Source organism: Streptomyces spororaveus (genome assembly GCF_016755875.1).
GTDB classification, from domain to species: domain Bacteria; phylum Actinomycetota; class Actinomycetes; order Streptomycetales; family Streptomycetaceae; genus Streptomyces; species Streptomyces spororaveus.
In genome coordinates this window covers 5,209,237-5,230,648 of record NZ_BNED01000005.1, presented here as the reverse complement: position 1 = coordinate 5,230,648, position 21,412 = coordinate 5,209,237, and the positions used below count along the sequence as shown (strand labels likewise).

Here is a 21,412-nt window from a genome sequence, read left to right as displayed (position 1 = left end):
GACAAAGGACAGGCCCGAATCGACCGTTCGTCAGCAGGCGCGGCGGCCCCGCTGCCAGACGCCGGAAACGAGCGGTACGCCCGGCCGGTAGGCCAGGTGGACATGGCTGGGGGCGTCCAGCAGGGCGAGGTCGGCGCGGGCTCCCGGGGCCACGACGCCGATGTCCGTACGGCGCAGGGCGCGGGCGCCGCCGGCGGTGGCCGCCCAGAGCGCCTCGTCGGGGGTCATCCGCATGTCGCGGACGGCGAGCGCGATGCAGAACGGCATGGAACTCGTGTAGGAGGAGCCCGGGTTGCAGTCGGTGGACAGGGCGACGGTGGCACCCGCGTCGATCAGGCGCCGGGCGTCGGGCCACTGGGCGCGCGTGGAGAACTCGGCGCCGGGCAGCAGGGTGGCGACCGTGGTGTCCGCCGCCTGGGCGAGGGCGTCGACGTCGGCGTCGGTGAGGTGGGTGCAGTGGTCGGCGGAGGCCGCCTCCAGCTCGACGGCGAGCTGGACGCCGGGCCCGTAGGAGAGCTGGTTGGCGTGCACGCGGGGGATCAGCCCGGCGGCGGCGCCGGCGGTGAGGATCGCGCGGGCCTGGTCGCCGTCGAAGGCGCCCTTCTCGCAGAAGACGTCCACCCAGCGGGCGTACGGGGCGCAGGCCGCCAGCATCTCGCCGGTGACGAGGTCGACGTAGCCCGCCGGGTCCTCGGCGAAGTCGGGGGAGACGATGTGCGCCCCGAGGTAGGTGACTTCCTCGGTGTGCGCGGCGGCGATGCGCAGGGCGCGGGCCTCGTCGGCGACGGTGAGGCCGTAGCCGGACTTGGTCTCGAAGGTGGTGGTGCCCTGGCGGCGGGCCTCGTCGAGGTGGCGGACGAGGTTCGCCTCCAGCTCGGCGTCGGTGGCGGCGCGGGTGGCGGCGACGGTGGTACGGATACCGCCGGCGGAGTAGGCGCGGCCCGACATCCGGGCGTTGAACTCCTGGGTGCGGTCGCCGGCGAAGACGAGGTGCGAGTGGGAGTCGACGAAGCCGGGGATGACGGCCCGGCCCTGCGCGTCGAAGACCTCGTCCGCGGCGGGCGCCTTGGCGGCGGGGCCGACCCAGGCGACCTTGTCGCCGTCGATGACGACGGCGGCGTCCTGGACGAGGCCGAGGGGGCTGCCGTCGCCTGCGGCGGGGTCGTTGGTGACGAGGCTGCCGATGTTGGTGATGGCGGTGGTGGTCATGGGGTTCCTCTCAGAGCACCGGGCTCTGCCCGGACCCGGTCCTCGAACGCCGGACGGGCTGACATACAGCCTCGCCGGCGCTTGAGGCGCGGGGTCTGGGGCGGAGCCCCGGGAAACGGTCAGCCGCGCAGGGCTGCGATGGACTCGGACAGGGCCGTCGGGACGTCCCCGACCAGGGTGTGGTGGCCGTCGCGGACGATGTGGCGGCCGCCGACCACCGTGTGGCGGACGTCCGAGGCGGTGGCGGCGAAGACCGCCGTCTCGGCGCCCAGCCTCGGCAGCGGACCCGCCGTGCGTACGGAGTCCAGGGCGATCGTGGTGAAGTCCGCGAGCGCGCCCGCCTCCAGGCGGCCCGCGTCCGGGAGCCCGAGAGCGGCGTGGCCGTCCTCGGTGGCGGCGGCGAGCAGGGCGTTCGCCGTCCAGTGACCCCGGGTGCGGCTGCGCAGGCGCTCGTTCAGCTCCATCGCTCGGGCCTCTTCGAGCAGGTCGACGACGGCGTGGCTGTCGCTGCCCAGGGACAGCGGGCTGCCCGCCCGCTGGAGCCGGGTGGCCGGGCCGATGCCGTCCGCGAGGTCGCGTTCGGTGGTGGGGCACATGCAGGTGCCGGTGGTGGTCCCGCCGAGGAGGGCGATGTCCGTGTCGGTGAGGTGCGTGTTGTGGACACCGGTGGTGCGCGGGCCGAGCACGCCGTGGTCGGCCAGCAGCTGGGTCGGGGTGCGTCCGTGGGCGGCCAGGCAGGCGTCGTTCTCGGCGGTCTGCTCCGAGAGGTGGACGTGCAGGGGCGCCCGGCGCTCCTCGGCCCAGCCCGCGACGGTGGCCAGTTCGGCGGCGGGCACCGCGCGGACCGAGTGGATCGCGGCGCCGATCAGGGCGTGCGCGCGGGGCTTGAGGGCGGCGGCGCGCTCGGCCCAGGCCTCGGCGGTGCCGTCGGAGAAGCGCAGCTGGTGGGCGTTGGGGGCCTCGCCGAAGCCCGAGGACAGGTACGCGGTGTCCAGCAGGGTGATCCGGATGCCGGCCGCGGCGGCGGCCTCGATCAGGGCCTCGCCCATCGCGTTCGGGTCGGCGTAGGCGGTGCCGCCGGGCGCGTGGTGGACGTAGTGGAACTCGCCGACGTTGGTGATGCCGGCCAGCGCCATCTCGGCGTACACCGCGCGGGCGAGGGCGAAGTAGCTGTCGGGGGTGAGGTTCTGGGCGACCTTGTACATGAGGTCGCGCCAGGTCCAGAAGGTGCCGGAGCCGACCTGGACCGTGCCCCGCAGGGCCCGGTGGAAGGCGTGGCTGTGCGCGTTGGCCAGCCCGGGGACGGTGAGACCGCGCAGCACCTCGGCGCCGGGCGGCGGGCTGCCCACACCGGTGCGCAGGGCTCCGATCCGGCCCTCCGCGGTGACCTCCAGGGCGACGCCCGGCTCGACATGGGTGCCGAGCCAGGCGTGCTCCAGCCAGTACGTCGTCAACGACATGCCAGGCCTTCCAGTACGTCGGCGAGGGCGAGGACACCGGCGACGCAGTCGTCCTCGGCGGCGAACTCCCGCGGGGAGTGGGAGACGCCGGTCGGGTTCCGAACGAACAGCATGGCGGTCGGGACGGCCGCCGAGAGGATCCCGGCGTCGTGTCCCGCCCCGGTACCGAGAACGGGGACCGAACCGCCCAGGATCCGGTTCATCTCGTCGCGCAGGGCGTGCTCGAACTCGACGACCGGGGTGAAGGACTCCCGGACGATGCCGAGGTCGATGCCGTCCTGGTCGGCGCGCTCGCGGGCGGCCTTCTCGATGGCCGTGACGACCGTGTCGAGGGTGGCCTGGTCGGCGGCCCGGGAGTCGAGCCAGCCGCGCACGAGCGAGGGGATGGCGTTGACCCCGTTGGGCTCGACCGAGATCTTCCCGAAGGTGGCGACGGCCCCGGCGAAGGCCGCCTCCGTGCGGGCGGCCAGGACGGTCGCCGCGTAGGTGAGCATCGGGTCGCGGCGGTCGACCAGCCGGGTGGTGCCGGCGTGGTTGGCCTCGCCGCGGAAGTCGAACCGCCAGCGGCCGTGCGGCCAGATCGCGGAGGCGATGCCGACCCGGTCGCCGGACAGGTCCAGGGCGCGGCCCTGTTCCACGTGCAGTTCGACGAAGGCGCCGATCCGGCCCAGGCGTTCGGGGTCGGCCCCGATGGCCTCGGGGTCGTATCCGGCGGCCTCCATGGCCTGGGGCAGGGAGATGCCCTCGGCGTCGCGCAGCTCGTAGGCCTTGTCCTTGGTCAGCTGTCCGGCGGCGAGCCGGGAGCCGACGCAGGCGAGCCCGAAGCGGGCGCCCTCCTCGTCACCGAAGTTGGTGATGGCCAGCGGCCTGGAGAACTCCGCGCCCCTGCTGCGGAGCTCGTCCAGGGCCGCGAAGGAGGACACCACCCCGAGGGGGCCGTCGAAGGCCCCGCCGTCGGGGACGGAGTCCAGGTGCGAGCCGGTGACCACGGCGTCCCCCGCGAGGGGGTCGCCGAGCCAGGCCCACTGGTTGCCGTTGCGGTCGGTCTCGTACGTCAGCCCGCGCGCCTCGGCCTGCTCCTGGAACCAGGTCCGGCAGTCGGCGTCGGCCCCGCTCCAGGCGTACCGGCGGTACCCGCCGGTGCCGGCGTCGCGGCCGATGGGCGCGAGCTGGGCCCACATCTCGTGGAAGGTCACGCGTCGTCGCCCTCACGCATGGGGACGCGGACGCCGCGCTCGTCGGCGACCGACTCGGCGATGTCGTAGCCGGCGTCGACGTGGCGGATGACGCCCATGCCCGGGTCGTTGGTGAGGACGCGGCGGATCTTCTCGCCGGCCAGCGGGGTGCCGTCGGCGACCGTGACCTGGCCCGCGTGGATCGAGCGGCCCATGCCGACGCCGCCGCCGTGGTGGATGGAGACCCAGGAGGCGCCGGAGGCGACGTTGACCATGGCGTTGAGCAGCGGCCAGTCGGCGATGGCGTCGGAGCCGTCGAGCATGGCCTCGGTCTCGCGGTACGGGGAGGCCACCGAGCCGCAGTCGAGGTGGTCGCGGCCGATGACCAGCGGCGCGGCGAGGGTGCCGTCCGCCACCATCTCGTTGAAGCGCTCGCCGGCCTTGTCGCGCTCGCCGTAGCCGAGCCAGCAGATGCGCGCGGGCAGGCCCTGGAAGTGGACGCGCTCGCCGGCCATCTTGATCCAGCGGTGCAGGGACTCGTTCTCCGGGAAGAGGTCCAGCATGGCCTTGTCGGTCTTGTGGATGTCCGAGGCCTGGCCCGAGAGCGCCGCCCAGCGGAAGGGGCCCTTGCCCTCGCAGAACAGCGGGCGGATGTAGGCGGGGACGAAGCCGGGGAAGGCGAAGGCGCGGTCGTAGCCGGCCAGCTGGGCCTCGCCGCGGATGGAGTTGCCGTAGTCGAAGACCTCGGAGCCGGCGTCCATGAAGCCGACCATGGCCTCGACGTGCTTGGCCATCGACTCGCGGGCGCGGGTGGTGAAGCCGGCCGGGTCCTTGGCCGCGTAGGAGGCCATGTCGTCGAAGTCGACGCCCACGGGCAGGTACGACAGCGGGTCGTGCGCCGAGGTCTGGTCGGTGACGATGTCGATCGGGGCGCCTTCCGCGAGCATCTGCGGGAGGAGCTCGGCGGCGTTGCCGAGGAGGCCGATGGAGAGCGGCTTGCGGGCGTCGCGCGCCTCGACGGCCAGCTGGAGGGCGTGGCGCAGGTTGTCGGCCTTGACGTCCAGGTAGCGGTGCTCGATGCGGCGGTCGATGGCGCGCGGGTCGACGTCGATACAGATCGCGACGCCGTCGTTCATCGTCACGGCCAGCGGCTGGGCGCCGCCCATGCCGCCGAGACCGGCGGTGAGGGTGATGGTGCCGGCGAGGGTGCCGTTGAACTTCTTCGCGGCGACGGCGGCGAAGGTCTCGTAGGTGCCCTGGAGGATGCCCTGGGTGCCGATGTAGATCCAGGACCCGGCGGTCATCTGGCCGTACATGGTCAGGCCCAGGTGCTCCAGGCGGCGGAACTCCTCCCAGTTGGCCCAGTCGCCGACGAGGTTGGAGTTGGCGAGCAGGACGCGCGGCGCCCACTCGTGGGTCTGCATCACGCCGACCGGGCGGCCGGACTGGACCAGCATCGTCTCGTCCTGCTTGAGGGTCTGCAGGGTGCGGACCATCGCGTCGTACGAGCGCCAGTCGCGGGCGGCCTTGCCGGTGCCGCCGTAGACGACGAGCTTGTCGGGGTGCTCGGCGACCTCGGGGTCGAGGTTGTTCTGCAGCATCCGCAGGGCGGCCTCCTGCTGCCATCCCAGGGTGCTGAGCTCGGTGCCTCGCGCGGCACGTACGGGGCGGGGTCCTGACATGGCGGTGCCTCCTCCGATGTTGGTCAATCTATTCACATCCTCGCGCCCTGAATAGATTCAGTCAACAGCTGCGGTCGGCCCTGTCGGATGATGGGATGGGGGCCATGGACACCCAGGGTGCCGCCACGAGCGCAGCCGAGAGTTCCGCCGAGGACGCGGCCGAGCGCCGTGACCTGGCCGTACGGGCCGCCGTCGAGCAAGGTCTGGTGGGCGGCAGCGACACCGCGGACCCGCTGACCTGCCTGCTGGACGTCGCCGGGATCCGGGCCTCCGCCGCCGCCCTCACCTCCGCCTTCGACGGCGCCGTCGCGCCCGGCACGCCCGTCCTGCACGCCTTCGCCGTCAAGGCCGCCCCGCTCGTCCCGGTCCTGCGGCTGCTCGCCGACGCCGGGCTCGGCTGCGAGGTGGCCAGCCCCGGCGAGCTGGCGCTGGCCCGGGCGGCGGGCGTCCCCGCCGGCCGGACCGTCCTGGACTCCCCCGCCAAGACGGTGGCCGAGCTGCGCGAAGCCCTGGCCCTGGGCATCGCCGTCAACGCCGACAACCCGCAGGAGCTGGAACGCCTCGACGCGCTCGTCGGCCGGGCGCCGACCGCGTCCCCGATCGGCGTCCGGATCAACCCGCAGACCGGTGGGGGCGCCATCGACGCGCTGTCCACGGCGACGTCCACCTCGAAGTTCGGCGTCGCCCTGCGCGACCCCGGGGCGCGCGCATGGCTCGTACGGGCCTACCTGGACCGGCCCTGGCTCACCCGCCTGCACATCCACTCGGGCTCCCAGGGCGTTCCCCTGGCCCTGATCGCGGAGGGTGTACGGGACCTGCACGCGCTCGCCGAGGAGATCAACGCGGCGGCCGGGCAGCGCCGCGTCGACACCCTCGACATCGGCGGCGGCCTGCCGGTGAACTTCGCCTCGGACGAGCCGGCCCCGACGTACGCGCAGTACGTGGCCGCCCTGCGCGAGGCGGTCCCCGCCCTCTTCGACGGCTCGTACGGCCTGGTCACGGAGTTCGGCCGGTCCCTGCTGGCCAAGCACGGCCTGGTGCTGGCCCGTGTCGAGTACACCAAGACCAGCGGATCCCGGCCGATCGCGCTCACCCACGCCGGGGTCCAGGTGGCGACCCGCACCGCGTACGCCCCGGCGGCCTGGCCGGTGCGGATCCTGCCGTACGACGCGAAGGGCGCCCCGAAGACCGGCGACCCGGTGGCCCAGGACATCGCCGGCCCCGCCTGCTTCGCCGGGGACCTGCTCGCCACCGCCCGCGAGCTGCCCCGGCTCGCCCCCGGCGACCTGATCGGCGTCCCGGACACCGGCGCGTACTTCTTCACGGCCCACTACGGCTACAACAGCCTGCCGCGCCCGGCGGTCCACGGCTTCACGCTGACCGCGTCGGGCGAGGTCCGCTTCCACCTCGTCCGCCCGGCGCAGGACGTCCCGTCGATCGTCGCGGAGGCGGGCGGCCCGCTGCGCGACGCCCTGCTTCCAGCCTCGCCGGCGTTTGAGGCGCGGGGCTCGGGGCGGAGCCCCGGTCTTTGAGCCGCACCGGCGTCGAGACCCGGGGCCGGGGCCGGGGCCCGGGTCACTCCACGAACAGGCCCCGCGCAGCGGCCCGCGCGTCGAAGGCCTCCAGCCGCGCCTGCGCGTCCGGCAGCGCGTCCGCCATCGACTCCAGCAGCACCCGGCCCAGCAGCATCGGCGCGCACGCCGTGTCGAAGGCCAGCCCGGTGCCGACCTGCGCCGGAATCAGCAGGTCCGAGTGGCGGGCCACCGGGGCGAAGGCCGAGTCCGCGACCGTGACCACGGTCAGGCCGGCCCGCCGCGAGCGTTCCAGCGTGTCCACGACCTCCCGGGGATGACGGGGCAGCGCGAAGCAGAGCAGCGCCGTGGCCCCCTCGTAGCGGGCCGCGTCGATGCGGTCCTCCATCATCGACCCGCCCTCGTCGAGGAGCCGTACGTCCGGGTGCACCTTCGACGCGAAGTACGCGAACCCGCGCGCCTGGGACGAAGCCGCCCGCAGCCCCAGCACCAGCAGCGGGGTCGAGGCGGCGAGCAGCCGGCCCGCCTCCTGGACCGGCGCGGGGTCGGCGAGCATCGCCGCCAGCTGCCGCAGGTTCTCGATCTCGCCCAGGACGGCCTGCTGGTACTCGTTGTACGAGTCCTCCCGCGCGACCCCGGGCCGCTCGGCGGGGGCCACCTCGCGCAGGTGGCGGCGCAGCGCGGGATAGCCGTCGAAGCCCAGGGCCACGGCGAACCGGGTCACCGACGGCTGGCTCACCCCGGCCAGTTCGGCGAGCTCGACGCTCGACAGGAAGGGCACCTCCGCCGCCCCGCGCACCATGCAGTGCGCGATCCGCCGCTGGGTCGGCGTCAGCCGGTGCCCCTCGAACAGCTTCTGCAGCCGCGCGGCCGGGCTGTCGCTCATCCCGTCCCCTCCGTCCGGTGAGATATTCAGTCACGGAGCACTCTGCATGCGGTTATGCAGCGGGGCAAGCCGTGCCCGCGATCCGGATACGGGGGCTAACCCCAGTGCCGGGCCCCGCCGGGGTTCCTACGGTGGGGACATGGACGCGCACGCCCAAGAGCTGAAGAAGGAATTCGACGCGACGATGGACGCCCGGCGCGAGCTGGGTCCGGAGTACGAGGCCGCGCTCGTGGACTCGTTCGTCGAGAAGGTCGACACCCAGGTCCGGCGCCGGCTCGCGGAGGAGCGCCTGGCCGCGGCCCGCGGTGAGGGCCGTGCGCCCGCCGCGGCCCCGGGGGACGGGAACTTCGGCGAACGCTTCGGGTTCGCCGTCATCACCCTGGTGCTGGCGATCCCGCTGTCGGCGATCGCCGTCACGCAGGCGCGGCTGCCGGGGCTGATCGTCGCCTGGGCGGGGATCGTGGGCGTGAACTTCCTCCACGCCCGTCGCCTCCGGCGCGGTACGCAGGATCCCCGGGGCTGACCCGGGGCCCGCGGCCACCACCGCCGCACGGGCGAGTGAGCCGAAGGGGCGCGCCGGGGAGTGAGGGCGAACGCGCGGAGGAAACCGTGAGGCACGAGCGGTTTTCGAGCACGTACGCCGTCACGAGCCGGCACAAGGCGCCCCGGAGGCGAACCGAGCCCGGAAAAGGGGATTGCGCGGGGACCGCCGCACCCCGGTTGCCCGGGGGCGGGACGACGGCGGTCCCCGCGAAGGACACGGCCGGGTCAGGGCCGTCCGCGTCCATGGCGTTCGCGTGGTCCGGGAGCCGCTCCGGAGGTACGCACACGCCGTTCCGTGGTGCCGGCCGGGCTCCGGTCTCCCGGACTTCCCTGCCGACGACCACCACTGTGCCCCAGCCGTGTTAAGCCGGTGCTGCCGCCACGTGTCGGGCCCGTACCGTTTGCGCGACGGGCGTGCCACGGACCGTACGCCCGGGGTGGGAGGCGGGCCGTGGGCCCGCGCCCCGTTCCCCGGGCGCGCGGCAGGCTACTTCGCGCCCTTGGCCAGGAAGGCCAGCAGGTCCTGACGGCTCACCACACCGGTGGGCTTGCCCTCGACCAGCACGATCGCCGCGTCCGCCTCGCCGAGCACCGCCATCAGCTCGGACACCGGCTCGCCGGAGCCGACCTGCGGCAGCGGGGAGCTCATGTGCTTCTCCAGCGGGTCGGTCAGGGAGGCCCGCTGGGCGAACAGGGCCGCCAGGAGCTCCTTCTCGACCACGGAGCCGATGACCTCGGCGGCCATCACGTCCGGGTGACCGGCGCCCGGCTTGACGATCGGCATCTGCGAGACGCCGTACTCGCGCAGGACCTCGATGGCCTCGCCGACGGTCTCCTCGGGGTGCATGTGGACGAGGGAGGGGATGCCGCCCTCCTTGTCGTTCAGCACGTCGCCGATGCGCGCGGCGGGGCCGGCCTCCTCCAGAAAGCCGTGTCCCGCCATCCACTCGTCGCTGAAGATCTTGCTGAGGTAGCCGCGGCCGCTGTCCGGCAGCAGGACGACGACGACGTCGTCCGGGCCGAGGCCCTCGGCCGCCTTCAGCGCGGCCACGACCGCCATGCCGCAGGAGCCGCCGACGAGCAGGCCCTCCTCCTTGGCGAGGCGGCGGGTCATCTGGAAGGAGTCCTTGTCGGACACCGCGATGATCTCGTCGGTGACGTCCGGGTCGTAGGCGGTCGGCCAGAAGTCCTCGCCGACGCCCTCGACCAGGTACGGACGGCCGGAGCCGCCGGAGTAGACCGAGCCCTCGGGGTCGGCGCCGATGACCTTGACCTTCCCGCCGCTGACCTCCTTGAGGTAGTTGCCGGTACCGGAAATCGTGCCGCCCGTGCCGACACCGGCGACGAAGTGGGTGATCTTCCCGTCCGTCTGGTCCCACAGCTCGGGACCGGTGGTCTCGTAGTGCGAACGGGGGTTGTTCGGGTTGCTGTACTGGTCGGGCTTCCAGGCGCCGGGCTCGCGCGCGAGGCGGTCGGACACGTTGTAGTACGAGTCAGGGTGCTCAGGGTCGACGGCGGTCGGGCAGACCACGACCTCGGCACCGTAGGCGCGCATCACGTTGATCTTGTCCATGGACACCTTGTCAGGGCAGACGAAGATGCACTTGTAGCCCTTCTGCTGGGCCACGATGGCGAGTCCTACACCCGTGTTGCCGCTGGTCGGCTCCACGATGGTGCCGCCGGGCTTGAGTGCTCCGCTCTGCTCGGCGGCCTCGATCATCCGTACGGCGATCCGGTCCTTCACGGATCCACCGGGATTGAAGTACTCGACCTTCGCAAGGACGGTGGCCTGCAGGCCTTCGGTCACACGGTTGAGCTTCACCAGCGGGGTATTGCCGACGAGGCTGATCATCGAGTCGTGGAATTGCACCATGTTCTCCAAGGAGGGGACTCCACGGGTTCTCCGGGAGGTCCGGCCAGAGTATGCCGAAAGGGATTGGCCGACCGTGCGTACGGGGCAGGTAGGGGTCAATGAGGACCGAGGAGGTGGCCTGAAGGATGTCCAGGGCGAGAACAGCCCGCCGGATCGCGGCGGGGGCAGCGTACGGCGGAGGCGGACTCGGACTGGTCGGGGCCGCCGCGGTCGGGCTGGTGGTGGCCGAGATGCAGTTCGCCAGGCGGGCGGTGGGCTCCGGGCTGCCGGAGCCACCGCGTGCCGACGGGCTGTACGGGAGCGAGTTCGGCGGCCCGGAGCAGAGCCCGGGGCCGCTGCGGCTGGGCATGCTGGGTGATTCCACGGCCGCGGGACTCGGCGTACGGCGGGCCCGGCAGACCCCGGCGGCGCTGATGGCCTCCGGGCTGGCGGCGGTGGCCGAGCGGCCGGTCGAGCTGCGCAACGTAGCCCTTTCGGGGGCGATGTCGGACGACCTGGACCGGCAGGTCGGCCTGCTGCTGGACGGCCCCGCCCCACCCCCGGACGTCTGCGTGATCATGATCGGTGCGAACGACGTCACCCGCCGGATGCCGCCGACGCAGTCGGTGCGGCTGCTCACCTCGGCCGTGCGCAGGCTGCGCATGGCCGGCGCCGAGGTCGTCGTGGGCACCTGCCCCGACCTGGGCACGATCGAGCCGGTCTACCAGCCGCTGCGCTGGCTGGCGCGCCGGGTCTCGCGCCAGCTCGCCGCCGCGCAGACCATAGGGGTGGTCGCGCTGGGCGCCCGTACGGTCTCCATGGGGGACCTGCTGGGCCCGGAGTTCGCCGCGAACCCGCGGGAGATGTTCGGCCCGGACTCCTACCACCCGTCGGCGGAGGGGTACGCGACCGCCGCCATGGCCGTGCTGCCGACCCTGTGCGCGGCGCTGGGCCTGTGGCCGGAGTCGGACCGGCTGGACGTGTCCCGGGACGAGGACATGCTGCCGGTGGCGAAGGCCGCGTCGGCGGCCGCGGGCCAGGCGGGTACGGAGGTCACGGCCGCCCGTGGCCCCTGGGTACTGCTCAAGCACCGCCGCCGGCGGCGGGTGCCGGCCACGGACCCGGCCCAGCCGGTGGTGCCGTAGAGGGCGGTCCGGGCGGGCTCACGCCGCCCGCCGCGACACCGGACCGCCGGCGTGTCGCGAGCCCGCGGCCGGATGCCGCGGGCGAGTGCGGCCCGTGTCACACGCCCCTGCCGGTGACCTGGACCGTACGGGGCGGTAACTTCGCTTGCGGTCCCGCACAGAGCCGCAACACACCCTTGGAGTCCCGATGCCCGAAGCCGTCATCGTTTCCACCGCCCGCTCCCCGATCGGGCGCGCCTTCAAGGGGTCCCTCAAGGACGTGCGGCCGGACGACCTGACCGCGACGATCATCCAGGCCGCCCTGGCCAAGATCCCCGGGCTGGACCCGCGCGAGATCGACGACCTGATGCTCGGCTGCGGCCTGCCCGGCGGCGAGCAGGGCAACAACCTGGCGCGCATCGTGGCCGTGCAGATGGGCATGGACTTCCTGCCCGGCACGACGATCACCCGCTACTGCTCCTCCTCGCTGCAGACCTCCCGGATGGCCCTGCACGCCATCAAGGCGGGCGAGGGCGACGTCTTCATCTCGGCGGGCGTCGAGATGGTGTCGCGGTTCGCCAAGGGCAACTCGGACTCGTGGCCCGACACCCACAACCCGCTCTTCGCCGACGCCGAGGCCCGTACGGCGGCCGTCGCCGCGTCGACCGGCTCCAGCTGGCAGGACCCGCGCGAGGACGGCCTGGTCCCGGACGCGTACATCGCGATGGGGCAGACCGCCGAGAACCTGGCCCGCATCAAGGGCGTGACCCGTCGCGACATGGACGAGTTCGGCGTCCGCTCGCAGAACCTGGCCGAAGAGGCCATCAAGAACGGCTTCTGGGCCCGCGAGATCACCCCGGTCACCACCCCCGACGGCACGGTCGTCTCCGGGGACGACGGCCCGCGCGCCGGCGTGACCCTGGAGGGCGTGGAGGGCCTCAAGCCCGTCTTCCGCCCCGACGGCCTGGTCACGGCCGCCAACTGCTGCCCGCTCAACGACGGCGCCGCGGCGCTGGTCATCATGAGCGACACCAAGGCCCGCGAGCTCGGCCTGACCCCGCTGGCCCGGATCGTCTCCACCGGTGTCACCGGCCTCTCCCCCGAGATCATGGGCCTGGGCCCGGTCGAGGCGTCGAAGCAGGCCCTGAAGCGGGCCGGCCTCACGGTCGGCGACATCGACCTCTTCGAGATCAACGAGGCCTTCGCGGCCCAGGTCATCCCGTCGTACCGGGACCTGGAGATCCCGCTGGAGAAGCTGAACGTCAACGGCGGAGCCATCGCCGTCGGTCACCCGTTCGGGATGACCGGTGCGCGCATCACCGGCACCCTGATCAACAGCCTGCAGTTCCACGACAAGCAGTTCGGTCTGGAGACCATGTGCGTCGGCGGCGGCCAGGGCATGGCCATGGTGATCGAGCGCCTGAGCTGAGCCGTTGCGCGACCGGGGAATCGGGCGGCCGCGCACATTGGATCAAGAGTGCGACCCAGGCGCCGCAAGGGATCCGGCCGGATCCCCTGCGGCGTACTGACACCGGATCTAACCCGGTCGCGGCCGACCTGTGACCAAATTTCCCCCAGGATGTGACCTATCTCCTGGGGGATCGGTGTTTACGCAGGTCAGGGCCGGTACAGATGCGACGTGTGTGACGAAAGCCCTGTCCATTTCGTGACGTAATGCACTGCACGCCATTCCCAGGTCGGGACACTCTGATGTAGGAAGTCGGGGGATCGAATCACCTCAGGAGTTAGTCAGTGAGCGCCATGTCTCTTGCCCTGCTGCTGACCACGGCCGCTGCCACGGCCGTGGGCGCTGCTGCGCTGCACGCCGTCCATGGTCTGCGCAAGCAGGTCGCCGCCCTGCGCACTGAGCTGGCGGTGCCGGTCCACCCCCGCGGTGCGACCGTCCCGCACGCCCGCAGCGCCGTGGAGTCCCCCGCCGCGGAGATACGAGCCGCCGTGGCCGAAGCCCTCGCCGAGGAGCGCGAGCGCGAGCTGGCCGAGGCGCGGGCCTTCTGGGCCGCGCAGGAGGCCCGTGACGCCGCCGACGCCCCGTCGCTGATGGGCGGTCTGCCCGGGCTCGGCGAGGACAGCCCGGTCTTCCTGCCCCGGCAGGCCGACCTGGTGGGACTGGAGCCCGTACTCGGCGAGGAGATCCTCGACGAGCTGCCCGGGTACCCCGAGGACTCGGCCGAGCTGGCCGCCGCGCGCCGGCGCCACCCCTCGCACCCCGACTTCGTACCGGTCCAGGCCTCGCACCCCGGCGCCGACCACGAGCGCACCGTGAACCGCCTGGAGGAGCTCGCGGAGGCCCGTACGGCCCTCGCGGACGTCCGCCCGGGCCCGCTGGGCACGCTCGACGTGTACGTGTTCACCGACGGCACGACGCTGTGCATGACCCCGGGGCACCGGGAGACCGCGGAGCGGCTCGCCGAGGCCCTGCGCTCCGGCACCGCGCCGGTCCTGCTGGGCGGCTCGGGCATCTCCGGCGCCTACGCGCTGACCTTCTCCTGCGGCGACACCGAGGACCCCGACAGCAACGTCTACATCCTCGCGGACCGCGTCATCGCATCGCTCTGACTTCCGCCTGCTCCACCAGCCGCACGGCCTCGTCCAGCACCTCGGACGGGGCCTTCGCGCCGTCCGGGGCCGCGGCGCGCAGGGCCTCGGCGAGGTCCAGCCCGGTCACCGCCACCTGATCGCCGACCACGAAGATGCCGGCGTCCGGCACTTCCTTCGGCTCCCGCCCGGGCGTCTCGATCCGCTGGGCCCGTACGGAGAGTTCGCGGGCCAGGTCCAGCGCCGCGGCGGCGGCGCCCTGCTGCAGGCGGCTCTGCGGCGCGGCCCGCAGCCGGTCGGCGAAACGTTCCACGACGGCGGTCAGGGGCGAAGTATCAAGCACCCGGCCGACCTTACGCGCCGCCCGGGCACCATTGCCAACGGGCGAACTCTCCGGCACGGTGGCGTGAAGAGAACAGCACGGCGATACCTCCGGAGGCGCCCATGTCCGTAGAGTTCTCCGAACAGACCCACCGCAACATGATCGACAGAATCCCCCTGACCACCGGTCGTGACGTGTCCGACTGGCTCCGCACCGTGGACGAAGGCCCCTCACTCGTCCGGTTCGAGGAGAAGGTCAGCTGGCTGCGCGGCGCGCACGAGCTGTCGTACGGCCAGGCCAAGGCGATCATCCACGAGTACGACCTGCGCAGAGCCGCACGCCGGTTCGGCTGAGCCCTCCTCCCCCGACCCCGTGTCCCGTACCCCCTGGATGCGGGAAGGCCCCGCGAGCGGTGTGCTCGCGGGGCCTTCCCCATGCCGTGCGCGCGGGCCGGTGGCCGGCCCGCGGGTCCTGCTAGTCGTCGCCCGAGAGGATCGAGAAGATGCGCAGCATCTCGACGTAGATCCAGACCAGGGTCATGGTCAGGGCGAAGGCCGCGAGCCAGGCCTCCTCGCGGGGGGCACCGTAGGCGATGCCGTCCTCGACCTGCTTGAAGTCGAGGGCGAGGAAGCAGGCGCCGAGGATGACACCGATGGCACCGAACAGGAGGCCGAGGCCGCCGCTGCGGAAGCCGAGGCCGTCACCGCCGCCGAAGACCGCGAACAGCGTGTTCACGAGCATCAGCAGGATGAAGCCCATCGTCGCCGCCATCACGAAGCCGTAGAAGCGGCGGGTGACGCGGATCCAGCGCATCTTGTACGCGAAGAGCACGGCGGCGAAGACGCACATCGTGCCCATCACGGCCTGCATGACGACGCCGGGGCCGACGTAGGTGCTCACGGTCGCGCTGATGACGCCGAGGAAGACACCCTCGAACGCCGCGTAGGCCAGGATCAGGCCCGGGACGGGCTTGCGTTTGAACGACTGGATGATCACCAGGACGAAGGCGACGAGACCGGCGCCGACGCCGATGGCGTACGAAGGGCCGAGGTTGGCCGGGTCGACCGGCAGCACCGCCCAGGCGAGCGCGGCCGTCACGATGAGCGTGCCGAGCGTCATGGCCGTACGGCTCACGACGTCGTCCATGGTCATCACGTTGGCGCGGGCCGGGGCCTGCGGCATGCCGGTGGTCGGGTCGGCCGCGTACGGGTTGGTCGCGTACGGGTTGGTCCCGGCCTGCTGCGGCTGCGCGTCAAAGCCCGCATAGCCACCGTTGTCGCGGCTGAACCCCCGTCGCGAGAAGACCGGGTTACTGCTCCTCATCTCACTCCTCCGTGGCCACCGAGCGCGGCCTTGCATCAAGAGTAATGCGCTCGCAAAGAAAGCACCCTACTGCTGGAGGAGGATCTTAGGAGAGGCCGGGCCGGGCCGCAGTAAATAAAGCCGCCGGATCCACACGGCCCCCGTTCGGCGGCGACCCGCCCCCGGAAACCGGATCGGCCGGGGCGGGGCGCTGTTCACCCGGTGCGGCGGGCGGTGGCCGACCGCCTTGTTGACGTCGTCGCCGGGGTGCGGGCGACGCGCGTGCTCCCCGTGTTCCCGATCTCCGGAGTGGTCACGTCCCGGGAGGATCGGGGCTGCCGGGCCGGGCGCCGTGCCATTGATGGTGCCCGGAGCCGGACTTGAACCGGCACGGCCCGAAGGCCAGCGAGGTTTAAGCTCGCCGTGTCTGCATTCCACCATCCGGGCAAGGCGTGGCGGCCCCCGTTACAAAGCCTTGAACGCTGAGCCGAGCCTATCCGGATCGCTCCCCCTGCCAACCTGCGAACTTTCCGATGTTGTCTGATTTTATTGGCGCTTGAGGGTTCGTCAGGGCCGAGAATGCACGGTCGGCCCGTTCTGGACGCCGATCATCACCTGTACGGGAATGACGGGATTTCGATGGCCTCCGCCACCCCCCGCGCCACCCTCCCCGCCACCCCGGGTCACCCCGGGCCACCCACGCCGATCAGGCTCCTGTCATACCAGAGGAGGACACGGACCCGCCCGCCGTCAGACTCCAGTGGGCCGAGGAACAGGCACGGCGGCTGATCCGGAGCGGGGGTACCCGCGGTGAGGATGGAAACGTCCCCGCACCGCAGACCGAGGAGCCGTCCCGTGACCACCATGAACTACGCCCCGCACACCACCCAGGCCGTGGCCGCCCGCGCCACCGGCCTCTCCAAGGTGTACGGCCAGGGCGAGACCCAGGTGGTCGCCCTCAACAACGTCACCGTGGACTTCGTGCAGGGGCAGTTCACCGCGATCATGGGCCCCTCGGGCTCCGGCAAGTCCACGCTGATGCACTGCGTCGCCGGCCTGGACACCTTCTCCGCGGGCTCCGTCCGCATCGGTGACACCGAGCTGGGCAGCCTCAAGGACAAGCAGCTCACCCAGCTCCGCCGGGACAAGATCGGCTTCATCTTCCAGGCCTTCAACCTGCTGCCGACCCTGACGGCCCTGGAGAACATCACGCTGCCCATGGACATCGCCGGCCGCAAGCCCGACAAGCAGTGGCTCGACTCCGTGATCGACATGGTCGGCCTCTCCGGGCGCCTCTCCCACCGGCCCACCCAGCTCTCCGGCGGCCAGCAGCAGCGCGTGGCGGTGGCCCGCGCCCTGGCCTCCCGCCCCGAGATCATCTTCGGTGACGAGCCGACCGGAAACCTCGACTCCCGCTCCGGCGCCGAGGTCCTCGGCTTCCTGCGCAACTCCGTGCGCGAGCTCGGCCAGACGGTGGTGATGGTCACCCACGACCCGGTCGCCGCCTCCTACGCGGACCGCGTCATCTTCCTCGCCGACGGCGAGATCGTCCGCGAGATGCTCAGCCCCACCGCCGACAGCGTGCTGGACTGCATGAAGGCCTTCGACGCCAAGGGCCGCACGAGCTGATCCGGGTCACCCCCGCAGCCCTCCTCCAGACTTCCAGCCCCAGGACTCGAATCCCATGTTCCGTACAGCCCTGCGCAACGTCCTCGCGCACAAGGCCCGGCTGCTGATGACGGTGCTCGCCGTCACCCTCGGCGTCGCCTTCGTCTCCGGCACCCTCGTCTTCACCGACACCCTCAAGAAGTCCCTCTCCGGCCAGTCCGCCAAGGACTACGCGGGTGTGGCCGTCTCCGTCACCTCGTACGGACAGCTCGTCAACGAGAAGGGCGAGAAGGAGGGCGAGCCCGGCCTGAGCCAGGCCACCCTCGACAAGGTCAAGGCGCTCCCGGGCGTCGCCTCCGTCTCCGGCCGCGTCACCGGCTTCGCCGGCGTCGGCGACGAGAACGGCAAGCTGATCGGCGCCGGCTGGTCCAACCAGGGCGCCAACTACACGCCCGTCAAGGACGGCAAGGACCCGCGCTACACCTTCGTCGCGGGCGCCGGCCCGGTCAAGGCCGACGAGGTCGCGCTCGACAAGGCGACGGCGGACCAGGGCAAGTACGCGGTCGGCGACAAGGTGCGCGTCGCGACCAACGGCCCGGTCAAGGAGTACTCCCTCGCCGGTGTCTTCACCACCGAGGACGGCGCCGTGCAGGCCGGCGGCAGCCTGGTGCTCTTCGAGACCAAGGTCGCCCAGGAGCTCTACCTCAAGCCCGGCTACTTCCAGGAGATGTCGGTCGCGGCCAAGGACGGCACCTCCGCCGAGAAGCTGCTCGCCGACGTCAAGCCGCTGGTGGACAGCAAGGGCACCAGGGCGCAGACGGGCGCCGCGCTCGCCGAGAAGCAGGCCAAGGACATCGAGAAGGGCCTCGGCCAGATGGGCACCATGCTGCTCGTCTTCGCCGGCATCTCGCTCTTCGTCGGCATCTTCCTGATCTACAACACCTTCACCATGCTGGTCACCCAGCGCACCAAGGAGCTGGCCCTGCTGCGCGCCGTCGGCGCCAACCGCGGTCAGGTCATGCGCTCGGTGCTCACCGAGGCCCTGGTCGTCGGTGCCGTGTCCGCCGTCGTCGGCCTGATCAGCGGTATCGGCCTGGCGGTCGCCATGCGGTCCGTGATCGAGTCCTTCGGCGCCAAGCTCCCGGGCGGCGACCTGGTCATCGCCCCGGCCACGGTCATCGCGGCCCTGGTCATCGGCATCAAGGTCACGACGGTCGCGGCCCTGCTGCCCGCCTGGCGCACCGGCAGGATCGCCCCGGTCGCCGCCATGGGCAGCGCCCACCTGCCGGCCAGCGCGAAGTCGCTGGTCGTGCGCAACGTCATCGGCTCGATCATCAGCGCCATCGGCATCGGCCTGGTCGTGCTCGGTGTGTCCTCCGGCGGCGACAACGGCCGCATGACCATCGGTGCGGGCGCGTTCTTCATGCTCATCGGCATGATCGTGCTGCTGCCGCTGCTCTCGAAGCCGGTCATCGGAGCCGTCCGCCCGCTGCTGCAGGCGGTGTTCGGGATCCCCGGCAAGCTGGCCTCCCAGAACGCCGTCCGCAACCCGCGCCGCACCGCCGTCACCGCCGCCTCGCTGGCGATCGGCCTGACCCTGGTCACCACCCTGTCGGTGCTCGGCATCACCGTCGGCAAGGTCGTCGACCGGATGACCACCGAGAAGCTCAAGGCCGACTACAAGGTCTCCATGGCCGGCGGCATGGGCTACCTCGACAGGTCGGTGACCGAGACCCTGGCCAAGACCCCCGGCATCAAGGCGGTCTCCCCGCAGACGGCCGGCTACTTCATGGTCGGTGACGACTTCCGGTCGGCCTCCGGCGTCAACCCGGCCGGCATCGGCCAGCTCCTGAACATCGAGACCGTCAGCGGCTCGGTGGACTCCCTCGGCAAGGGCGAGGTCCTGGTCGCCGAGAAGACCGCCAAGAGCAAGAAGCTCGACACCGGCTCCACGATCAAGGTGAAGTACGAGGACGGCAAGCAGGAGACCCTCAGGATCGGCGGGGTCTACAAGGACATGGAGGGCCTGCTCTCCCCGTACGTCCTCGACGACAAGATCCTCTCCCAGCACAGCGAGGAGAGCGCGGTCAGCGAGGTCTACGTCAACGTCGAGGGCGGGGCGTCCAAGGCCGGCCAGCAGAAGGTCGTCGACGCGCTGGGCAAGAACCCGGCCATCAACGTCGCCACCCAGCAGGACATGCGCAACGAGATGGGCGGCATGATCAACACCATGCTGAACGTCATGTACGGCCTGCTCGGCATGGCGCTGATCATCTCGGTGCTCGGTGTGGTCAACACCCTGGCGATGTCCGTCTTCGAGCGGACCCAGGAGATCGGCATGCTGCGGGCGATCGGTCTCGACCGGGGCCGGGTCAAGAACATGATCCGCCTGGAGGCCGTGGTGATCTCCCTCTTCGGAGCCGCCCTGGGCGTCGCCATCGGCATCTTCCTCGCCTGGGCGGTCGGCACCACGATGGCGAAGTCCCTGCCGAACTACGAACTGGTCCTCCCGTGGGACCGGATCGGCATCTTCCTCCTGCTGGCCGCCGTGGTCGGTGTCCTGGCCGCCATGTGGCCGGCCCGCAGCGCCGCCCGCCTGAACATGCTGACCGCCATCAAGACGGAGTAGCCGCGGCGGCGGGACCGTACGGAAGGCCCCGGGGCATCGCCCCGGGGCCTTCCGCGTTCCCGTCCCGCCGCCGTTCCGTGCTGCTAGACCGTTTCTGCGTCCCAGGTGCGCAGCCGCAGCGGCAGCCGGGCGTCCCCGGACGCCGTGGGCCGCACCGCGAGCACCTGGTTGACCCCGAGCCTGCCCCGCTCGAAGCCGAGCGCGCAGGCCGCCATGTAGAGCTGCCAGACCCGGGCCCGGCCGGGCGAGGTCAGCCGTACCGCCTCGGCCCAGTGCTCCTCCAGCCGGGCCACCCAGGCCCGCAGGGTCAGCCCGTAGTGCTCGCGCAGCGCCTCCACGTCGCGGACCTCGAAGCCGGCCCGCTCCAGTTCGCCGACCGTGGTGCCGAGCGGGGAGAGCTCCCCGTCGGGGAAGACGTAGGCGTCGATGAACTCGTCGATCCGGTACGCCTCCTCGTCCGGCTCCGGGGGGCGGGCGATCTGGTGGTTCAGCAGCCGCCCGCCGGGCCGCAGCAGGGCGTGCAGGGTGCGGGCGTACTCCCGGTAGCGGTCGGAGCCGACGTGTTCGGCCATCCCGATGGAGGAAACGGCGTCGTACGGCCCGTCCTTGACGTCCCGGTAGTCCTGGATCCGGATGTCCACCAGGTCGGTCAGTCCCTCGTCCGCGACCCGTTTACGGGCGTACACGGCCTGCTCGCGGGAGAGCGTGACGCCGGTGACCCGGACGCCGTACTCGCGGGCGGCGTGCAGCGCCATGGAGCCCCAGCCGCAGCCGACGTCGAGCAGGCGGTCCCCGGGCCGCAGGGCGAGCTTGCGGCAGACCAGGTCGAGCTTGTCGCGCTGGGCCCGCTCCAGGGTGGAGCCGGGGCTCCAGTAGGCGCAGGAGTACACCATCGAGGGGCCCAGGACCCGTTCGTAGAAGTCGTTGCCGACGTCGTAGTGGTGGCTGACGGCCCGGCGGTCGCGGCTCTTGCTGTGGCGCGCTCCGCCCCGCCGGGGCGCCTCCTCGGCGGGGGGCGGGGGCGGCGGCAGCGGTCCGGCGAGGGCGATCAGCTCGCGTGCGGCGGCCCGGTGGGCGGCGTCGCGCCACCGCGCCCCGGGCAGGCCGGAGAGCGGAGGCAGGCCGGCGCGGCGGGCGATGTTCCCGAGGGAGGCGAGCGGGCCGGGCCCGCCCTGGGCCGTGGAGACGGTGGGGCCGACGGGCGGGAGGTCCGGCTCGCGTTCCCAGAGCAGGCCCGCCACCCGGTCCAGCAGGTCGAACAGACTTCCTTCGACCGTCAGTTCGCCCGCCACCCACGCCCGGGCCAGCCCCAGCTCGCCGGGCCTCCAGAGCATCCGCCGCACGGCGCGACGGTCGTGGATGACGAGCACGGGGCCGTCGGGCGGGCCGGCCTCGCTGCCGTCCCAGGCCCGCACGCGTACCGGCAGCGGGGCACCCAGCAGGGTCTCGGCAACAACGGCGAGCCGCGGCGCGGCGTCGGTCATGGCGCACCTCCACAAAAGCTCCGACCCCTCCGTCTACCCATCCCTGGC

General features: G+C 72.3%; 17 protein-coding genes and 1 tRNA gene. 8 read left to right on the top strand and 10 right to left on the bottom strand.

Translation table 11 applies throughout. The annotated features are described in order from the left end of the window. Positions 1 to 30: 30 nt before the first annotated feature. The 4 genes from hutI to hutU form a co-directional block, all read right to left on the bottom strand. Positions 31 to 1,209, bottom strand: a complete 1,179-nt coding sequence (gene hutI, locus Sspor_RS26040) for an imidazolonepropionase (protein WP_202201287.1) — start codon at positions 1,207 to 1,209, stop codon at positions 31 to 33. A 119-nt stretch (positions 1,210 to 1,328) separates the two neighbouring features. Then, positions 1,329 to 2,669 carry a formimidoylglutamate deiminase gene (locus Sspor_RS26035; RefSeq protein ID WP_202201286.1) on the bottom strand — a complete coding sequence of 447 codons (1,341 nt, stop codon included), beginning with the start codon at positions 2,667 to 2,669 and terminating at the stop codon, positions 1,329 to 1,331. Next, a complete protein-coding gene (locus tag Sspor_RS26030) occupies positions 2,660 to 3,850 on the bottom strand; it encodes an allantoate amidohydrolase (RefSeq protein ID WP_202203871.1) in 1,191 nt (396 codons plus the stop codon). Before Sspor_RS26030 ends, Sspor_RS26035 begins: the two co-directional genes overlap by 10 nt. Before the next feature lie 11 nt (positions 3,851 to 3,861). After that, positions 3,862 to 5,526, bottom strand: coding sequence for a urocanate hydratase (hutU, locus tag Sspor_RS26025; protein WP_202201285.1), 1,665 nt, complete (start codon positions 5,524 to 5,526; stop codon positions 3,862 to 3,864). Positions 5,527 to 5,630: 104 nt separating this feature from the next. Between hutU and Sspor_RS26020 the strand changes: the two genes are divergently transcribed. Beyond that, entirely contained in the window at positions 5,631 to 7,058 is a 1,428-nt protein-coding gene (locus Sspor_RS26020) for a type III PLP-dependent enzyme domain-containing protein (RefSeq protein ID WP_202201284.1), read from the top strand. 43 nt (positions 7,059 to 7,101) lie between these two features. On the opposite strand, the gene Sspor_RS26015 is transcribed toward Sspor_RS26020, so the two are convergent. Then, positions 7,102 to 7,944: a MurR/RpiR family transcriptional regulator gene (locus tag Sspor_RS26015; RefSeq protein WP_202201283.1), complete on the bottom strand. Its 843-nt coding sequence runs from the start codon at positions 7,942 to 7,944 to the stop codon at positions 7,102 to 7,104. A 139-nt stretch (positions 7,945 to 8,083) separates the two neighbouring features. Here Sspor_RS26015 and Sspor_RS26010 point away from each other — a divergent pair, with 139 nt between their 5' ends. Next, on the top strand, positions 8,084 to 8,467 hold the full coding sequence (locus Sspor_RS26010) for a hypothetical protein (protein ID WP_202201282.1): 384 nt from the start codon (positions 8,084 to 8,086) through the stop codon (positions 8,465 to 8,467). 507 nt (positions 8,468 to 8,974) lie between these two features. On the opposite strand, the gene Sspor_RS26005 is transcribed toward Sspor_RS26010, so the two are convergent. After that, complete coding sequence (locus Sspor_RS26005; RefSeq protein WP_202203870.1) at positions 8,975 to 10,357, bottom strand: cystathionine beta-synthase; 1,383 nt, start codon at positions 10,355 to 10,357, stop codon at positions 8,975 to 8,977. Positions 10,358 to 10,485: 128 nt separating this feature from the next. Between Sspor_RS26005 and Sspor_RS26000 the strand changes: the two genes are divergently transcribed. The 3 genes from Sspor_RS26000 to Sspor_RS25990 all read left to right on the top strand — a co-directional run bounded on the left by Sspor_RS26000 (position 10,486) and on the right by Sspor_RS25990 (position 14,040). Continuing rightward, complete coding sequence (locus Sspor_RS26000; RefSeq protein WP_202201281.1) at positions 10,486 to 11,484, top strand: SGNH/GDSL hydrolase family protein; 999 nt, start codon at positions 10,486 to 10,488, stop codon at positions 11,482 to 11,484. 187 nt (positions 11,485 to 11,671) lie between these two features. After that, positions 11,672 to 12,892: an acetyl-CoA C-acetyltransferase gene (locus Sspor_RS25995; protein WP_202201280.1), complete on the top strand. Its 1,221-nt coding sequence runs from the start codon at positions 11,672 to 11,674 to the stop codon at positions 12,890 to 12,892. A 332-nt stretch (positions 12,893 to 13,224) separates the two neighbouring features. After that, on the top strand, positions 13,225 to 14,040 hold the full coding sequence (locus Sspor_RS25990) for a hypothetical protein (protein ID WP_202203869.1): 816 nt from the start codon (positions 13,225 to 13,227) through the stop codon (positions 14,038 to 14,040). On the opposite strand, the gene Sspor_RS25985 is transcribed toward Sspor_RS25990, so the two are convergent. Next, positions 14,024 to 14,362 carry a hypothetical protein gene (locus Sspor_RS25985; protein WP_202201279.1) on the bottom strand — a complete coding sequence of 113 codons (339 nt, stop codon included), beginning with the start codon at positions 14,360 to 14,362 and terminating at the stop codon, positions 14,024 to 14,026. The two genes, Sspor_RS25990 and Sspor_RS25985, sit on opposite strands and share 17 nt — an antisense overlap. A 101-nt stretch (positions 14,363 to 14,463) precedes the next feature. Here Sspor_RS25985 and Sspor_RS25980 point away from each other — a divergent pair, with 101 nt between their 5' ends. Continuing rightward, positions 14,464 to 14,694, top strand: coding sequence for a DUF4287 domain-containing protein (locus Sspor_RS25980; RefSeq protein ID WP_202201278.1), 231 nt, complete (start codon positions 14,464 to 14,466; stop codon positions 14,692 to 14,694). A 121-nt stretch (positions 14,695 to 14,815) separates the two neighbouring features. Here the strand turns inward: Sspor_RS25980 and Sspor_RS25975 are convergent, their stop codons facing one another. After that, the gene (locus tag Sspor_RS25975) at positions 14,816 to 15,664 is read right to left on the bottom strand and encodes a Bax inhibitor-1/YccA family protein (protein WP_202201277.1); all 849 of its coding nucleotides are present in this window, start codon (positions 15,662 to 15,664) and stop codon (positions 14,816 to 14,818) included. Between the two features lie 341 nt (positions 15,665 to 16,005). Then, positions 16,006 to 16,090 (bottom strand) — tRNA-Leu (locus tag Sspor_RS25970). A 417-nt stretch (positions 16,091 to 16,507) separates the two neighbouring features. Here Sspor_RS25970 and Sspor_RS25965 point away from each other — a divergent pair. Beyond that, a complete protein-coding gene (locus tag Sspor_RS25965) occupies positions 16,508 to 17,272 on the top strand; it encodes an ABC transporter ATP-binding protein (protein WP_202203868.1) in 765 nt (254 codons plus the stop codon). A gap of 55 nt (positions 17,273 to 17,327) precedes the next feature. Then, positions 17,328 to 19,880: an ABC transporter permease gene (locus Sspor_RS25960; RefSeq protein ID WP_202201276.1), complete on the top strand. Its 2,553-nt coding sequence runs from the start codon at positions 17,328 to 17,330 to the stop codon at positions 19,878 to 19,880. 83 nt (positions 19,881 to 19,963) lie between these two features. Here the strand turns inward: Sspor_RS25960 and Sspor_RS25955 are convergent, their stop codons facing one another. Continuing rightward, positions 19,964 to 21,364 carry an SAM-dependent methyltransferase gene (locus Sspor_RS25955; RefSeq protein WP_202201275.1) on the bottom strand — a complete coding sequence of 467 codons (1,401 nt, stop codon included), beginning with the start codon at positions 21,362 to 21,364 and terminating at the stop codon, positions 19,964 to 19,966. Positions 21,365 to 21,412: the final 48 nt, after the last annotated feature.

What these genes read in the sequence shown, in the direction of transcription:
- Sspor_RS25965 (WP_202203868.1), top strand. Translation starts at nt 16,508, where the DNA reads ATGAACTACGCCCCGCACACCACCCAGGCCGTGGCCGCCCGCGCCACC.
- Sspor_RS25960 (WP_202201276.1), top strand. Translation starts at nt 17,328, where the DNA reads ATGTTCCGTACAGCCCTGCGCAACGTCCTCGCGCACAAGGCCCGGCTG.
- Sspor_RS26020 (WP_202201284.1), top strand. Translation starts at nt 5,631, where the DNA reads ATGGACACCCAGGGTGCCGCCACGAGCGCAGCCGAGAGTTCCGCCGAG.
- hutI (WP_202201287.1), bottom strand. Translation starts at nt 1,209, where the DNA reads ATGACCACCACCGCCATCACCAACATCGGCAGCCTCGTCACCAACGAC.
- Sspor_RS25990 (WP_202203869.1), top strand. Translation starts at nt 13,225, where the DNA reads ATGTCTCTTGCCCTGCTGCTGACCACGGCCGCTGCCACGGCCGTGGGC.
- Sspor_RS26010 (WP_202201282.1), top strand. Translation starts at nt 8,084, where the DNA reads ATGGACGCGCACGCCCAAGAGCTGAAGAAGGAATTCGACGCGACGATG.
- Sspor_RS26000 (WP_202201281.1), top strand. Translation starts at nt 10,486, where the DNA reads ATGTCCAGGGCGAGAACAGCCCGCCGGATCGCGGCGGGGGCAGCGTAC.
- Sspor_RS25995 (WP_202201280.1), top strand. Translation starts at nt 11,672, where the DNA reads ATGCCCGAAGCCGTCATCGTTTCCACCGCCCGCTCCCCGATCGGGCGC.
- hutU (WP_202201285.1), bottom strand. Translation starts at nt 5,526, where the DNA reads ATGTCAGGACCCCGCCCCGTACGTGCCGCGCGAGGCACCGAGCTCAGC.
- Sspor_RS25955 (WP_202201275.1), bottom strand. Translation starts at nt 21,364, where the DNA reads ATGACCGACGCCGCGCCGCGGCTCGCCGTTGTTGCCGAGACCCTGCTG.
- Sspor_RS26015 (WP_202201283.1), bottom strand. Translation starts at nt 7,944, where the DNA reads ATGAGCGACAGCCCGGCCGCGCGGCTGCAGAAGCTGTTCGAGGGGCAC.
- Sspor_RS25980 (WP_202201278.1), top strand. Translation starts at nt 14,464, where the DNA reads ATGTCCGTAGAGTTCTCCGAACAGACCCACCGCAACATGATCGACAGA.
- Sspor_RS25975 (WP_202201277.1), bottom strand. Translation starts at nt 15,664, where the DNA reads ATGAGGAGCAGTAACCCGGTCTTCTCGCGACGGGGGTTCAGCCGCGAC.
- Sspor_RS26030 (WP_202203871.1), bottom strand. Translation starts at nt 3,850, where the DNA reads ATGTGGGCCCAGCTCGCGCCCATCGGCCGCGACGCCGGCACCGGCGGG.
- Sspor_RS26035 (WP_202201286.1), bottom strand. Translation starts at nt 2,669, where the DNA reads ATGTCGTTGACGACGTACTGGCTGGAGCACGCCTGGCTCGGCACCCAT.